Genomic DNA, 14,693 nt, shown 5'->3' with positions numbered 1-14,693 from the left:
ATGGCCGACGCGCAGCCGGTCAGCGGTCAGGCTGGTTGTACGTCGATAATATCCACTTCAAACGCCAGCGTTTTACCGGCCAGCGGATGGTTGAAGTCGATGGTGACGTGCTGCTCGTCGAACTCTTTCACGACGCCCGGCAGTTCGGTCTTGGCGGCATCGTTGAAGATCACCAGCAGCCCCTCGGCCAGTTCCATGTCCTGAAACTGGTCGCGCGGCATCACCTGCACGTTGGCCGGGTTCGGCTGGCCGAAGCCCTGCTCCGGCTCGATGCTCAGGGTACGCTTGTCGCCGGCCTTGAGGCCGAACAGAGCCTGCTCGAAGCCCGGCAGCAGGTTGCCGTCGCCGACCTTGAAAGTGGCCGGCTGCTTGTCGAAGGTACTGTCGACGATGTTGCCGTCGTCGAGCTTCAGGGCGAAATGCAGGGTGACCTTCGAGTCGCCGCCGATGCGCTGAATGGTGTCAGAGGAATCAACCATTGGCGGTCTCTCCGGAATTCTTCGATTTGAACATATCCAGCGCCAGCATGATGGCGCCGACGGTGATGGCGCTGTCGGCCAGGTTGAAGGCCGGGAAGCGCCAGCGGTCCTGCCAGTGCACGAGGATGAAGTCCACCACGTGCCCCAGGACCATGCGGTCGTACAGGTTGCCTAGCGCGCCGCCCAGCACCAGGGCCAGGGCGATGGCCAGCCAGGTCTCGCCGCGCTTCAAGCGCTTGAGCCAGACCACCAGCACGACACTGACCACGATGGCGATCAGCGCGAACAGCCAGCGCTGCCAGCCCGAGCTGTCGGCCAGGAAGCTGAACGCGGCGCCGGTGTTGTAGGCCAGGGTCCAGCTGAACAGGTCGGGAATGACCACGATCTGCTGGTACATGGTCAGCTCAGACTGGAAGAAGGCCTTGGTGACCTGATCCAGGACGAACACTACCACGGTGATCCACAGCCAGGGCAGGCGGCCGAAACGATCGGCGTTAGGCATAGTGACGCACCTCGCCCGCGCCATCGATGTTCTCGACGCAGCGACCACACAGTTCCGGGTGCGCGGCGTGGCTGCCCACGTCGGCGCGGAAGTGCCAGCAACGGCCGCACTTGGCATGGGCGGACTTGACCACCTTCAGCTTCAGGCCCGGCAGCTCGCTCTCGACCGCATCGGCCGGTGCATCGGCCAGCGGCGCAACGGTGGCGGCGGAAGTAATCAGCACGAAGCGCAGCTCGTTGCCCAGTTTCTCCAGGCGCTTGGCCAGGGAGTCTTCAGCGTAGAGGGTGATCTCGGCCTGCAGGTTGCCGCCGATGGTCTTGGCGCTACGCAGGTTCTCCAGTTCCTTGTTCACGGCAGCCTTGGCAGCCATGATTTCATCCCAGTAGGCTCGGTCCAGCTCGGCGTCGGCCGGCAGCTCGGAGAGACCGTCGTACCAGGTGCTCAGCATCACCGATTCGGCGCGCTCGCCCGGCATGAAGCTCCAGATCTCTTCGGCAGTGAAGGCCATGATCGGCGCAATCCAGCGCACCAGGGCCTCGGCGATGTGGAACAGCGCAGTCTGGCAGGAACGGCGGGCGACGCTGTCCGCCTGGGTGGTGTACTGGCGGTCCTTGATGATGTCCAGGTAGAAGCCGCCCAGCTCCTGCACGCAGAAGTTGTGCACCTTGGAGTAGACGTTCCAGAAGCGGTAGTCGCGGTAGGCCTCTTCCAGCTCGCGCTGCAGCTGCAGCGCGCGGTCGATGGCCCAGCGGTCCAGGGCCAGCAGCTGGTCGTTGGGCAGCAGGTCCTTGGCCGGGTCGAAGCCGGACAGGTTGGACAGCAGGAAGCGCGTGGTATTGCGGATACGACGATAGGCGTCGGCGCTGCGCTGGAGGATCTGCTGGGAAACTGCGATCTCGCCGGAGTAGTCGGTGGACGCGACCCACAGGCGCAGGATGTCGGCGCCCATGCTGTCGATCACGGTCTGCGGCACCACGGTGTTGCCCAGGGACTTGGACATCTTGCGGCCGGACTCATCGACGGTGAAGCCGTGGGTCAGCAGCTGACGGTACGGCGCGTGGCCATCGATGGCGCAGCCGGTCAGCAGGGAGGAGTGGAACCAGCCGCGGTGCTGGTCGGAGCCTTCCAGGTAGAGGTCGGCGACCGGGCCGCCGGTGTGGCCCAGCTCGGCGTGGGAGCCACGCAGCACGTGCCAGTGGGTGGTGCCGGAGTCGAACCAGACGTCCAGGGTGTCGTTGATCTTGTCGTACTGCGCGGCTTCATCGCCCAGCAGTTCGGCGGCGTCGAGCTTGAACCAGGCCTCGATGCCTTCCTTCTCGACGCGCTGGGCGACGGCTTCCATCAGTTCGACGGTGCGCGGGTGCAGTTCACCGGTGGCCTTGTGCAGGAAGAACGGGATCGGTACGCCCCAGTTGCGCTGACGCGAGATGCACCAGTCCGGACGGCCGGCGATCATGCCATGCAGGCGCGCCTGGCCCCAGGTGGGCACGAATTCGGTCTGGGTGATGGCCTCCAGCGCGCGCTCGCGCAGGGTGGCACCGGTCTGCGGCTGCTTGTCCATGCCGACGAACCACTGCGCGGTGGCGCGGTAGATCAGCGGGGTCTTGTGGCGCCAGCAGTGCATGTAGCTGTGGCTGATGCTGGCGTGCTTGAGCAGTGCGCCGACTTCATCGAGCTTGGCGACAATGGCCGGATTGGCCTTCCAGATGAACTGGCCGCCGAAGAACGGCAGGTCGGCCACATAGACGCCATTGCTCTGCACCGGGCTGAGGATGTCGTCGTTGCTCATGCCGTACTGCTTGCAGGTACGGAAGTCGTCCTCGCCGTAGGCCGGGGCGGAGTGAACCACGCCGGTGCCGGCGCCCAGCTCGACGTACTCGGCCAGGTAGACCGGCGAGAAACGCTCGTAGAACGGGTGACGGAAGCGGATCAGGTCCAGCGCCTCGCCCTGGGCGGTGGCGATGACCTTGCCTTCCAGGCCGTAGCGCGCCAGGCTCGACTCGACCAGTTCCTCGGCCAGCACCAGCAGGCGATCGCCGACATCCACCAGTGCGTAGGTGAATTCGGGATGGACGTTCAGCGCCTGGTTGGCCGGGATGGTCCAGGGGGTGGTGGTCCAGATGACGATGGCAGTCGGCTTGGGCAGGCTGGCCAGACCGAAGGCGGCGGCCAGCTTGTCAGCGTCTTCCACCGGGAAGGCGACGTCGATGGCGTCGGACTTCTTGTCGGCGTACTCGACTTCCGCCTCGGCCAGGGCCGAGCCACAGTCGAAGCACCAGTTCACCGGCTTCAGGCCCTTGAACACGAAGCCTTGCTTGACCATCTCGGCGAGCGCGCGGATTTCGCCGGCCTCGTTGGAGAAGTTCATGGTCTTGTAGGGATTGTCCCATTCGCCCAGCACGCCCAGACGGATGAAGTCGGCCTTCTGCCCCTCGATCTGCTCGGCGGCGTATTCGCGGCACAGTTCGCGGGTCTTGTCCGCCGGCAGGTTCTTGCCGTGGGTGGTCTCGACCTTGTGCTCGATCGGCAGGCCATGGCAGTCCCAGCCCGGCACATAGGGGGCGTCGTAGCCGGCCAGGGTCTTGGAACGGACGATGATGTCCTTGAGGATCTTGTTGACCGCGTGACCGATGTGGATGCTGCCGTTGGCGTAGGGCGGGCCATCGTGCAGGATGAATTTCGGGCGACCTTCGCCAATCTTCCGCAGCTTCTGGTACAGGCCAATGTCGTTCCAGAGCTTCAGGGTCTGCGGCTCGCGCTGCGGCAGGCCGGCTTTCATCGGGAAGTCGGTTTCGGGAAGGTTCAGAGTGGCTTTGTAATCGGTCATCTCAGGGCCTGTTCAGGATCTTCAATCAAGCGGTTGGCCCAGCCAGTAGGCCCGGGCGGCGGCGATGTCGGCGAGGATGGCCGCCTTGAGTGCCTCGAGCGAGGCGAAACGCTGCTCATCACGCAGCTTCTGGTGGAAAGTGATGTCCAGATGCTGGCCGTAGAGATCGCCAGCGAAATCCAGCAGATGCACTTCCAGGTGGGGCCGGCCGTCGCCATTCACAGACGGTCGGGTGCCGATGTTGGCAACCCCGTTGCGGCGCTGGCCAGCCACCATCGTGCTGACCAGGTAAACGCCGTTGAGCGGCGCCTTGCGGCGCTTGAGCTGGATGTTCGCGGTGGGCGAGCCCAGCGTGCGACCCAGCTTCTGCCCGTGCAGCACGCGGCCGCCCAGGCTGTACGGACGACCCAGCAGGCGCTCGACCATGTGCAGGTCGCCATCGGCCAGGTCCTTGCGGATACGCGAGCTGCTCACGCGCATGCCGTCGACTTCCACGGTGGTCGCGGCTTCGACGGTGAAGCCCTGCTCCGCGCTGGCGTTGACCAGGAAGGCGAAGTCGCCGGAGCGGTCGCAGCCGAAGCGGAAATCGTCGCCCACTTCCAGATGGCGGACCCGCAGGCCCTCGACCAGCACCTGGCGGACGAACTCGGCGGCTGACAGCTCGCGCAGACGGCGGTTGAAGGCCAGACAGAGAACGAAGTCGACGCCGTACTGGCGCAGCAGTTCAAGCTTCTCGCGCAGGCGCGTCAGGCGCACCGGGGCGGCATCGGGAGCGAAGTATTCGCGCGGCTGCGGCTCGAAGATCACCACGCAGCTGGGCACGCCCAGCTCCAGCGACCGCTCGCGCAGACGCCCCAGGATCGCCTGGTGGCCGAGATGGACGCCGTCGAAGTTACCGATGGTGGCGACACAGCCCCCGGACAGGGGCCGCAGGTTGTGAAGGCCTCGAAGCAGCTGCATAGCGCGCGTATTGCTCAGAAAGTGGTCGATTATACCTGCACCCGTTGCCATGCGACAGGCAAAATGCCGTCGCCGCAAACCGATGCAATGCTTTGCCCGGCGAAGGTTACAGCACCGCGCGGCGGGAGAAGTCCCGCAAGCGGAAGCCAAGGATCGCCAGCATACCGAAATAGGCGACCACACCGGCCACCACCAGCGCGCCCAGGCGCACCAGGCGAATCGGCATGCCGCCCTGATCCCAGGCCGGCATGAAGTGCATCATGCCGATCAGCACCGCGCACATCACCAGTACAGCTACGACTAATTTGGCGATGAACTTGCCCCAGCCCGCCTGCGGCTCGAACAACTGCTGCTTGCGCAGTTGCCAGAACAGCAGGCCGGCGTTCAGACAGGCCGCCAGGCTGATCGCCAGCGCCAACCCTGCGTGCTTGAGCGGGCCGATGAACACCAGGTTCATCAACTGGGTGGACACCAGGGTAAACAGCGCGATCTTCACCGGCGTCTTGATGTTCTGCCGCGCATAGAACCCCGGCGCCAGTACCTTCACCAGGATGATGCCGAGCAGGCCGACCGCGTAGGCGATCAGCGCATGCTGGGTCATCTGGGCGTCATGGGCGCTGAACTTGCCGTACTGGAACAGCGCAACGGTCAGCGGCTCGGCGATCACCGCCAGCGCCAGGGAGCATGGCAGCACCAGCAGGAAGCACAGGCGCAGGCCCCAGTCCATCAGCCGCGAATACTCGTGGCGGTCGTCGCTGGCGTAGGTCTTGGCCAGCGACGGCAGCAGGATGGTGCCCAGCGCCACGCCGAGCACGCCGGACGGCAGCTCCATCAGGCGGTCCGCGTAATACATCCAGGACACGGAACCGGCAACCAGGAAGGAAGCGAAGATGGTGTTGATGATCAGCGAGATCTGGCTGACCGAGACGCCGAGGATCGCCGGGCCCATCTGCTTGAGCACGCGCCAGACACCGGAATCGCGCAGGTTGATGCGCGGCAGCACCAGCATGCCGATCTTCTTCAGGTGCGGCAGCTGGTAGAGCAGCTGTGCCAGGCCGCCGGCCAGCACCGCCCAGCCCAGCGCCATGATCGGCGGGTCGAAGTACGGCGTGAGGAACAGCGCGAAGAGGATCATGCTGACGTTCAGCAGGGTCGGCACGAAGGCCGGCACCGAGAAGCGGTTCCAGGTATTGAGGATCGCCCCTGCCAGGGAGGCCAGCGAGATCAGCAGGATATAAGGGAAGGTCACCCGCAGCAGGGCACTGGTGAGTTCGAACTTCTCCGGCGAATCGACGAAGCCGGGCGCCGTCACCCAGATCACCCAGGGCGCGGCGAGCATGCCCAGCGCGGTGACCAGCGCCAGGATCAGGGTCAGCAGGCCGGACACATAGGCGATGAAGGTGCGGGTCGCCTCCTCCCCCTGCTGGGTCTTGTACTCGGCCAGAATCGGCACGAAGGCCTGGGAGAACGCCCCCTCGGCGAAGATGCGGCGCAGCAGGTTGGGCAGTTTGAAGGCGACGAAGAAAGCGTCGGTCGCCATGCCGGCACCGAACATGCGCGCGACGATCGTGTCGCGCACGAAGCCGAGCACCCGCGAGATCATGGTCATCGAGCTGACCGCGGCCAGCGACTTGAGTAGGTTCATAGCGTCCAGAACTGGTAGAATGGCCGCCCCTGCAGGGTGCAGCCCTGGCCTAGAGCGATTGCTCGACCGTCAGGCGAAGCGCAGCAGTGTAGGGCCGCGGGGCGAATAAATCACCCCATCCGCCGGACAGCGTGCGCCCGTCGCACCACTCGTCGGAGGCCGCGCATACCCTTGACAAGGCCCTGATGCAACGGCATTATTCGCGGCCTTAATTTATTCGCAACATCCCAAGTTTTTTTCGAGGAGCTCGACGGTGGCCAACACACCTTCCGCCAAAAAACGCGCCAAACAGGCTGAGAAGCGTCGCAGCCACAACGCCAGCCTGCGTTCCATGGTTCGTACCTACATCAAGAACGTAGTCAAAGCAGTCGACGCCAAGGACCTGCCGAAGGCCCAGGCCGCTCTGGTTGCTGCTGTACCGGTCATCGACCGTATGGCCGACAAAGGCATCATCCACAAGAACAAGGCCGCTCGTCACAAGAGCCGCCTGAACGCCCACGTGAAGGCCCTGGCCACCGCGTAAGCGTTCCGTTCTTGAAAAACCGGCCTCAGGGCCGGTTTTTTATTGCCTGCGATTTGATCTGCACAGCGTTATCCACACGCTCACTTTTGCAAAGGCAAAAAGAAAGGGCGGTCACCCGCCCCTTTCTTTCTTACTTCTCAGGCCACGGCATGATCGGAATCGCCGTCACCGCATTCTGCGGACTGCCTTCGATCACCCGGTCGCTGTAGACCAGATAGACCAGCGCATTGCGCTTCTTGTCGAAAAAGCGCACCACCTGCATGGTCTTGAATACCAGCGAAGTGCGTTGCTGGAAGACCACCTCGCCATCCTTCAACTCGCCGGCAAAACGGATCGGCCCGACCTGACGACAGGAGATCGACGCCTCGGCGCGATCCTCCGCCAGCCCAAGCCCACCCTTCACGCCACCCGTCTTGGCGCGAGACAGGTAGCAACTGACACCCTGCACCTTCGGATCATCGAAAGCCTCGACGACGATCTTGTCGTTCGGCCCGACCCATTTGAAGACGGTGGACACCTCACCGACCACGTCGGCCCGGGCCAGCGCCGGCAGCAGCATCAGCGCCGCCATCAATCCCTTGCGCATGAAGAATCTCCTCAGACGAGCACCAGGTTGTCGCGGTGCACCAACTCCGGACCATCGACATAGCCAAGCATGCCTTCGATGGCATCGGTCGGCTGGCCGATGATCTTCTGCGCCTCGAGAGCGCTGTAGTTCGCCAGGCCACGAGCAATCTCGCGACCCTGCTGATCCACACAGACCACCATCTCTCCGCGACGGAAGCTGCCCTGTACGGCCTTCACGCCGACCGGCAACAGGCTCTTGTGATCCTGCGACAGAGCCCTCACCGCGCCATCGTCCAGCACCAGCGTGCCGCGCATCTGCAGATGCCCCGCCAGCCACTGCTTGCGCGCCGCCTTGCGGCTCTGCTCGGGAGTCAGCAGCGTGCCGAGCCGCTCACCGACACGCAGGCGATCCAGCACGCGCTCGATACGTCCACCAACGATGACGGTGTGCGCACCGGAACGCGCCGCCAGACGAGCCGCACGCAGCTTGGTCTGCATGCCGCCACGACCCAGCGCACCACCGGTACCGCCAGCGACCGCGTCCAGGGCGGGATCATCGGCGCGAGCCTCGAAAATCAGCTCAGCATCGGGATTGTTGCGCGGGTCGGCGTCGAACATGCCGTCGCGATCGGTGAGGATCACCAGCAGGTCAGCCTCGACCAGGTTGGCCACCAACGCCGCCAGGGTGTCGTTGTCGCCGAAGCGGATCTCGTCAGTGACGACGGTATCGTTCTCGTTGATCACCGGGATCACGCCGAGATCGACCAGCGTGCGCAGGGTGTTGCGCCCGTTCAGGTAGCGCTTGCGGTCGGACAGGTCGTCATGAGTCAGCAGCACCTGCGCGGTCTGCAGACCATGCACGCCGAAGCTGGACTCCCAGGCCTGGACCAGGCCCATCTGCCCCACCGCGGCGGCCGCCTGCAGCTCGTGCATGTCACTAGGTCGGGAAACCCAACCCAGACGGCTCATGCCCGCCGCGACGGCGCCCGAGGACACAAGAACCAGCTCAACGCCCGCGCAATGCAGCGCGACCATCTGCTCGACCCATACCGCCATGGCATCACGATCCAGACCGCGACCATCGGCGGTCAGCAACGCACTGCCAATCTTGACTACCCAGCGCTTGGCGCCAGTGACCTTCTCACGCATACCCTCAACCTTAGAAGTCAGGCTTCACACGTTTCATCCGGACCGGCGGGCGCCGTTCCGATCAAGGCACGTAGAAGATTTCCGGCCCATCGCCGTCGTCTTCGTCATCCTCGAAATCATCGTCATCCGCATCGTCGACATTCTTCAGACCGGAGCGACGCAGTGCACGAGCATCGTCCAGGGCCTGCAGACGGGCACGAGCCTCGTCTTCGATGCGCTGATCCAGGGCCGCCAGGGCTTCGCCATAGGCCGGCTCCTCCTCGATGCGCAAGGTGCGCTCGTCGAGGTACTTCATGATGTCCTGGCTCAGCTTCTCGGTGCCTTCACGCTCCAGGGCGGAGATCACATAGACCGGACCTTCCCAGCCCAGACGCTCGACCACGGCCTGCTTGCGACGCTCCTGCTCCTCAGGCTCGAGGATCTGGTCCATCTTGTTCAGCACCAGCCAGCGATCACGCTCGGTCAGCGCCGGGCTGAATTTCTCCAGCTCGTGGACGATGGTTTCCGCGGCATCGGCCGGATCACTCTCATCCAGCGGCGCCATGTCGACGATGTGCAGCAGCAGACGGGTACGCGCCAGGTGCTTGAGGAAGCGGATGCCCAGGCCGGCGCCTTCGGCAGCACCCTCGATCAGGCCGGGGATGTCGGCGACCACGAAGCTCTTGAAGCGTCCCACGCTGACCACACCCAGGTTCGGCACCAGGGTGGTGAAGGGATAGTCGGCGACCTTCGGCTTGGCGGCGGACACCGCACGGATGAAGGTGCTCTTGCCGGCGTTCGGCAGACCGAGCAGACCGACGTCCGCCAGGACCTTCAGCTCCAGCTTGAGGTCACGCGCATCACCAGGCTTGCCCGGCGTGGTCTGGCGCGGCGCACGGTTGGTGCTGGACTTGAAGCGGGTATTACCCAGGCCGTGCCAGCCGCCCTGGGCAACCATGATGCGCTGACCGGCAGTGGTCAGGTCACCGATGATTTCCTGAGTGTTGGCATCGATGATGGTGGTACCGACCGGCACGGGCAGGACGAGATCGTCACCCTTGGCGCCAGTGCAGTCCTTGCTGCCGCCGTTCTCGCCACGCTGGGCGTCGAAACGACGGGTGTAGCGGTAGTCCACCAGGGTGTTCAGGTTCTCGTCGGCCTCGAGGTACACCGAGCCGCCGTCGCCACCGTCACCGCCGTTGGGACCGCCTTTCTCGATGAACTTCTCGCGGCGGAAGCTCATGAGGCCGTTGCCGCCGTCACCGGCTTTCACGTGGATGGATACTTCGTCGACGAATTTCATTGCGAACGCCTCCCGCAGCACCTGCGGGTTGAAAATAAGAAAAGGAGCATAGGATACAGCCAAGTCCGCGCAAACGCCCGAACCGGCAGCACCTCGCCTGGAACCGCCAGAAACAAAAAAGCCCCGTCGCGAGACAGGGCTTTTTCAGTGAGAGCTCGCTTAGGCAGCGACGACGCTTACATAGCGACGGCCAAAGGCGCCCTTCACTTCGAACTTGATCACGCCGTCGACTTTAGCGAACAGGGTGTGATCCTTGCCCATGCCAACGCCGTAGCCAGCGTGGAACTGGGTACCGCGCTGACGCACGATGATGTTGCCTGCTTTCACAGCCTGGCTACCGAACAGCTTCACGCCAAGGCGTTTGCTTTCTGAGTCGCGGCCGTTGCGGGTACTACCGCCAGCTTTTTTGTGTGCCATGAGTCAATTCTCCTAAAACAGGAAGCAGCCCTAAAAAGGAATTAGGCCTGGATGCCGGTGATTTTGATTTCAGTGAACCACTGGCGGTGGCCCTGACGCTTCATGTGGTGCTTGCGGCGGCGGAACTTGATGATGCGCACTTTGTCGTGACGACCGTGGGAAACCACTTCTGCGGTCACTTTCGCGCCTTCTACCACCGGCAGGCCGATCTTGACGTCATCGCCGTTGGCGACCAGCAGGATGCGATCCAGGTTGATCGCTTCGCCGGTGGCAACGTCGAGCTTCTCGACCTTGAGGAATTCGCCTTCGGTGACTTTGTATTGCTTGCCACCAGTAACAATTACTGCGTACATCTGGATGTCTCCGTTAGACCTGCTCACCCGACGCTTTATAGAAAGAGGAATCGGTCGGCATGGCTGCATGGGGCCGGAAAGGACGCCCGTGCAATTGCGTAAGGCAGGATATGCCAGGGAAGTTCGGGGCCGCGATTGTACGCAAACCCCTGGTGCGGATCAAGCCCCATGGGGCCTTGCCTTGACAGCCCAAACAGCGGCACCTAGCATGCCGCGCAATCTACGAGGAGCGCTGTCTTTAATGCAACCCCAGGCTTTCTATCGCGTGGTGGCGGACGACTTCACCGCCGTCGACGGCATCATCCGTCGCCAACTCACTTCCCGCGTTCCCCTGGTGGAAAAGATCGGCGACTACATCATCTCCGCCGGCGGCAAGCGTCTTCGCCCGCTGCTGGTGCTCCTCTCGGGCAAGGCCCTGGGCTATTCGGGCGATGACCTGAAGCTGCTGGCCGCCACCATCGAATTCCTGCACACCTCGACCCTGCTGCACGACGACGTGGTCGACGCCTCCGGCCTGCGCCGCGGCCGCGCCACCGCCAATGCCCAGTGGGGCAACGCACCGAGCGTGCTGGTGGGCGACTTCCTTTATGCGCGCTCCTTCGAAATGATGGTCGAACTGGGCTCCATGCCGGTCATGCGCATCATTTCCCAGGCCACCCGCGTGATCGCCGAAGGCGAAGTGCTGCAGCTGTCCAAGGTCCGCGACGCCAGCACCACCGAAGAAACCTACATGGAAGTCATCCGCGGCAAGACCGCGATGCTCTTCGAAGCCTCCACCCACAGCGCCGCCGCGCTGGCCAACGCCCAGCCGGAGCAATCCGAGGCGCTGCGGCTGTTCGGTGACGCCCTGGGGATCGCCTTCCAGCTGGTGGACGACCTGCTCGACTACCGCGGCGACGCCGCCAGCCTGGGCAAGAACGTCGGCGACGACCTCGCCGAAGGCAAGCCCACCCTGCCGCTGATCGCCACCATGCGCGACGGCACCCCGGAACAGGCTGCGCTGGTGCGCAAGGCCATCCAGCAGGGCGGCAGCCAGGACCTGGAAGGCATCCGCGCCGCCGTGGAAGCCGCCGGCGCGCTGGACTACACCGCCAACCTGGCCCGCGAGTACGCTGCCCGCGCCATCGACTGCCTGAAGGCGCTGCCGGACAACGAATACCGCGCCGCGCTGATCGAACTGGCCGAGTTCGCCGTCGCCCGCACGCACTGATCTGCCGCTTCACCAAAGCCCGCCCCGGTTCGCCGCGGCGGGCTTTTTGTTGCCTGTCTTTTGACCGGGAACAACAGATCGTCGCCTGCGTAAAAATTTTTCCAATTCAGGCTTGCTATTAAGATAATAAGAATTATTCTCATTAAACGGTCTGCACGGAGGAACACGCCATGACCTACATGATCGACGCCTGGCTGGATCGCCCGCACCCCTACCTGCGCATCCTGCATCGGGACACCGGGGAAGTCTGCGCGGTGCTGGAAGAAGAAGCGCTGGATGAACTGCGCGAACAGGGCGGCCTGGAGTTGTCCGAGCTCAATACCAGCGAACCGCTGGTGCTCAAGGAGCTGGTGCGCAACCTGTTCCTGTTCTGTTACGCCCGCGCGCTGCGCTAGACGCACTTTACGATGGCGCAGGAAGCGCCATCGGTGCTCCGCCGCCCGGGAGGCGGATGCACAAAGGGGCGCCTGAGCGCCCCTTTTCCTGCGCAGTCGCCAGGGATGGCACTGCGCAGCGAACCTTCGGGAATCAGAGGATTTCCAGCAGCTCGACGTCGAACACCAGCACGCTGTGCGGCGGGATGCTGCCGACGGCTTGGCCGCCATAGGCCAGCTCGCTCGGCACATGCAGGCGCCATTTGCTGCCGGCGTTCATCAGTTGCAGCGCCTCGACCCAGCCGGCGATCACACCGCCCACCGGGAATTCGGCCGGCTGGCCGCGCTCGTAGGAGCTGTCGAAGACGGTGCCGTCGACCAGGGTGCCGTGGTAGTGGGTACGCACGGTGTCTTCGCGGGACGGCTTGGCGCCTTCGCCGGTGGTCAGCACTTCGTACTGCAGGCCGGACGGCAGGACAGTCACGCCTTCGCGCTTGGCGTTTTCCACCAGGTACTCGCGACCTACGGCTGCGGCGGCTTCGGCTTTCGCCTGGGCTTCGGCCTGCATGCGCTCGCGGATCACCTGGAAGCTGGCGGACAGGACCTCGCCCGGAACGCGGCTTTCAGCGCCGGCGTAGGCGTCGGACAAGCCGGCCACGATGGCGTCCAGGGTCATGCCCGGAACCGGGTTCTCGCGCAGCTGGTCGCCCAGCTGACGGCCGATGCCGTAGCTGACGCGGGCTTCGTCGGTGGAAAGGTTGAGTTCGCTCATGGCGGCGCTCCGCTGGGGGTTCAAAAAAGGGCCGCCAGCCTAGCACAGATGCACCGCCTCCCCCACCGCGCGAGCCTCGCGCAGCGCGCCGCGCAACTGACTCAGTGCAACGGGATGGTCACGCCGGCGCCGATGTCGCGCTCGTCGTCCATGCCGCACATCTCGTCATGCACCACCGCGTGCACCAGATGGAACGGGACGTTGGGCAGCGCCTTGAGCACCTCCCGCGCATGGGCGACCGAACGCACGCTGATGACATGCCCGGCCTCGTCCTGGACCGGATAGAAGCGCGCGCCCATCCGAGCCTCCAGCACGTAGATATCGCCTTCCAGCGACACCAGGTTGATTTCGTCGATGTCGCCGGCGACGGAGCGGCTGGTCAGTTCCTGCAGATTCATGTGCTGCACCTCCTGCGGATTGATCCACGCAAAAAGTCTTGTACAGCAGGCGCTCACCGCAAGCCGAAAACGCAACCGCCCGTCCGTTTTGCAACGGCCGGGCGGCGGGAATGACGCAGCAACGCCTTAGTGGTCGTGGCGCGTGGCCTTGTCCAGGTAGCCCATGGCGAAGGCCGAGAGGACGAAGGTGAGGTGCATGATCACGTACCACATCAGCTTGTTGTCTTCGATGTTCTTGGCGTCCATGAAGATCCGCAGCAGGTGGATCGAGGAGATCGCCACGATGGAGGCGGCCACCTTGTTCTTCAGCGAACTGGCGTCCATCTTGCCGAGCCAGCTGAGCTTTTCCTTGCCTTCATCGATGTCCAGCTGCGAGACGAAGTTCTCGTAGCCGGAGAACATCACCATCACCAGCAGGCCACCGACCAGCGCCATGTCGATCAGCGACAGCAGCACCAGGATCAGGTCCGCCTCGGCGATGCTGAAGATGCTGGGCAGGATATGGAAGATTTCCTGGAAGAATTTGATGGTCAGCGCCAGCAGGGCCAGCGACAGGCCGATGTAGATCGGCGCCAGCAGCCAGCGCGCGGCGTACAGCGAGTTTTCGACGAATCGTTCCATGGTGATCGTAGGAAATATCTTGGGAAAGGGCGGCCGCAGTATAGCGGATGGCTTTTGCGAGTTTTCCCGGCTTTCTATGGATAAATATGTCAGTGGATAAATAGGCGGCGGCCACGGTATGGAACCGTAGCGACCAGGCGTCCCGCGGGATTCAGCGGATTGTGCAGGGCCTGCGCAAGCGGCCGTCAGCCTTCGGGGCGGAACTGGAAGTTGCCGACATGGCGCGAGCGTTCGCCGTTCAGGCGGCGCAGTTCGCCCTGCAGGTGCAACTGCCAGATGGGGGGATCCTCCGCCACGATGTAGCCCTGCTGGGCCAGGCAGTCGGAGATTGCCTCAAGCACGCCTTCGGCCACGAAAGGCCCGCAGAACGGGCCCTGCGCCTTGATGGCGGTGGGCTGCGCGCCGGACATCCCGGCAGCGCACAACAAGGTCCAGAGTCCATTCTCTCCGGCCAGCGGCCTGATCTCGCACTCGATGCGCGTGGTCAGCCCCAGACAGGGGCGGATAAGGCAGAGGTTACGCGGCATGGCGGCACCCTCGCGGTTGTCCTGAGTTCGAGACTACACCCAGGTTCCGACACGCGAAAGCGCGGATTTATCCCGACATCTTGCAGA

Annotated in this window: 17 protein-coding genes; 3 read left to right on the top strand and 14 right to left on the bottom strand. The window is 64.0% G+C overall.

Annotated elements, in window-relative coordinates; all coding sequences use genetic code 11:
• Nucleotides 1-26: 26 nt before the first annotated feature.
• From fkpB to murJ, 5 genes are all read right to left on the bottom strand, one after another.
• Nucleotides 27-479 (bottom strand): FKBP-type peptidyl-prolyl cis-trans isomerase, encoded by a 453-nt coding sequence (gene fkpB / locus IB261_RS04830; protein ID WP_081517340.1) that lies wholly within the window; start codon nucleotides 477-479, stop codon nucleotides 27-29.
• Nucleotides 472-981: a signal peptidase II gene (lspA, locus tag IB261_RS04825; RefSeq protein ID WP_081517339.1), complete on the bottom strand. Its 510-nt coding sequence runs from the start codon at nucleotides 979-981 to the stop codon at nucleotides 472-474. Before lspA ends, fkpB begins: the two co-directional genes overlap by 8 nt.
• On the bottom strand, nucleotides 974-3,808 hold the full coding sequence (gene ileS / locus IB261_RS04820) for an isoleucine--tRNA ligase (RefSeq protein ID WP_192381564.1): 2,835 nt from the start codon (nucleotides 3,806-3,808) through the stop codon (nucleotides 974-976). The genes lspA and ileS overlap by 8 nt, the downstream gene beginning before the upstream one ends.
• Before the next feature lie 21 nt (nucleotides 3,809-3,829).
• Nucleotides 3,830-4,768: a bifunctional riboflavin kinase/FAD synthetase gene (gene ribF, locus IB261_RS04815; protein WP_081517337.1), complete on the bottom strand. Its 939-nt coding sequence runs from the start codon at nucleotides 4,766-4,768 to the stop codon at nucleotides 3,830-3,832.
• Nucleotides 4,769-4,874: 106 nt separating this feature from the next.
• A complete protein-coding gene (gene murJ, locus IB261_RS04810) occupies nucleotides 4,875-6,413 on the bottom strand; it encodes a murein biosynthesis integral membrane protein MurJ (RefSeq protein ID WP_081517336.1) in 1,539 nt (512 codons plus the stop codon).
• Between the two features lie 253 nt (nucleotides 6,414-6,666).
• On the opposite strand from murJ, the gene rpsT reads away from it, so the two are divergent.
• Nucleotides 6,667-6,936, top strand: a complete 270-nt coding sequence (rpsT, locus tag IB261_RS04805; RefSeq protein WP_009617555.1) for a 30S ribosomal protein S20 — start codon at nucleotides 6,667-6,669, stop codon at nucleotides 6,934-6,936.
• Between the two features lie 130 nt (nucleotides 6,937-7,066).
• On the opposite strand, the gene IB261_RS04800 is transcribed toward rpsT, so the two are convergent.
• The 5 genes from IB261_RS04800 to rplU all read right to left on the bottom strand — a co-directional run bounded on the left by IB261_RS04800 (nucleotide 7,067) and on the right by rplU (nucleotide 10,704).
• Nucleotides 7,067-7,522: a CreA family protein gene (locus IB261_RS04800; RefSeq protein ID WP_081517335.1), complete on the bottom strand. Its 456-nt coding sequence runs from the start codon at nucleotides 7,520-7,522 to the stop codon at nucleotides 7,067-7,069.
• Nucleotides 7,523-7,533: 11 nt separating this feature from the next.
• The gene (gene proB / locus IB261_RS04795; protein ID WP_192381563.1) at nucleotides 7,534-8,652 is read right to left on the bottom strand and encodes a glutamate 5-kinase; all 1,119 of its coding nucleotides are present in this window, start codon (nucleotides 8,650-8,652) and stop codon (nucleotides 7,534-7,536) included.
• Nucleotides 8,653-8,713: 61 nt separating this feature from the next.
• The gene (gene cgtA, locus IB261_RS04790; protein WP_151189396.1) at nucleotides 8,714-9,934 is read right to left on the bottom strand and encodes an Obg family GTPase CgtA; all 1,221 of its coding nucleotides are present in this window, start codon (nucleotides 9,932-9,934) and stop codon (nucleotides 8,714-8,716) included.
• Between the two features lie 159 nt (nucleotides 9,935-10,093).
• Nucleotides 10,094-10,351 carry a 50S ribosomal protein L27 gene (gene rpmA, locus IB261_RS04785; RefSeq protein ID WP_017521622.1) on the bottom strand — a complete coding sequence of 86 codons (258 nt, stop codon included), beginning with the start codon at nucleotides 10,349-10,351 and terminating at the stop codon, nucleotides 10,094-10,096.
• A gap of 41 nt (nucleotides 10,352-10,392) precedes the next feature.
• Nucleotides 10,393-10,704 carry a 50S ribosomal protein L21 gene (gene rplU, locus IB261_RS04780; RefSeq protein WP_015475683.1) on the bottom strand — a complete coding sequence of 104 codons (312 nt, stop codon included), beginning with the start codon at nucleotides 10,702-10,704 and terminating at the stop codon, nucleotides 10,393-10,395.
• Between the two features lie 241 nt (nucleotides 10,705-10,945).
• Here rplU and IB261_RS04775 point away from each other — a divergent pair, with 241 nt between their 5' ends.
• Nucleotides 10,946-11,914, top strand: coding sequence for a polyprenyl synthetase family protein (locus IB261_RS04775; RefSeq protein WP_081517332.1), 969 nt, complete (start codon nucleotides 10,946-10,948; stop codon nucleotides 11,912-11,914).
• Between the two features lie 170 nt (nucleotides 11,915-12,084).
• The gene (locus tag IB261_RS04770; RefSeq protein WP_045217230.1) at nucleotides 12,085-12,309 is read left to right on the top strand and encodes a PA4570 family protein; all 225 of its coding nucleotides are present in this window, start codon (nucleotides 12,085-12,087) and stop codon (nucleotides 12,307-12,309) included.
• Between the two features lie 133 nt (nucleotides 12,310-12,442).
• Here IB261_RS04770 and bamJ read toward each other — a convergent pair whose 3' ends face one another.
• The 4 genes from bamJ to IB261_RS04750 form a co-directional block, all read right to left on the bottom strand.
• The gene (gene bamJ / locus IB261_RS04765) at nucleotides 12,443-13,060 is read right to left on the bottom strand and encodes a BamJ family beta-barrel-assembly machinery protein (RefSeq protein WP_081517331.1); all 618 of its coding nucleotides are present in this window, start codon (nucleotides 13,058-13,060) and stop codon (nucleotides 12,443-12,445) included.
• A 101-nt stretch (nucleotides 13,061-13,161) separates the two neighbouring features.
• Complete coding sequence (locus IB261_RS04760) at nucleotides 13,162-13,458, bottom strand: DUF6482 family protein (RefSeq protein WP_045217224.1); 297 nt, start codon at nucleotides 13,456-13,458, stop codon at nucleotides 13,162-13,164.
• A gap of 126 nt (nucleotides 13,459-13,584) precedes the next feature.
• Nucleotides 13,585-14,079 (bottom strand): TIGR00645 family protein, encoded by a 495-nt coding sequence (locus IB261_RS04755; protein WP_017521628.1) that lies wholly within the window; start codon nucleotides 14,077-14,079, stop codon nucleotides 13,585-13,587.
• A gap of 185 nt (nucleotides 14,080-14,264) precedes the next feature.
• Nucleotides 14,265-14,606 carry a PA4575 family protein gene (locus IB261_RS04750; RefSeq protein WP_081517330.1) on the bottom strand — a complete coding sequence of 114 codons (342 nt, stop codon included), beginning with the start codon at nucleotides 14,604-14,606 and terminating at the stop codon, nucleotides 14,265-14,267.
• Between the last annotated feature and the right edge of the window lie 87 nt (nucleotides 14,607-14,693).

It is taken from the genome of Pseudomonas sp. PDM20 (assembly GCF_014852575.3).
GTDB lineage: Bacteria > Pseudomonadota > Gammaproteobacteria > Pseudomonadales > Pseudomonadaceae > Pseudomonas.
The sequence above is the reverse complement of the archived record's forward strand: the minus strand, read 5'-3'. Positions and strand labels throughout refer to the sequence as shown.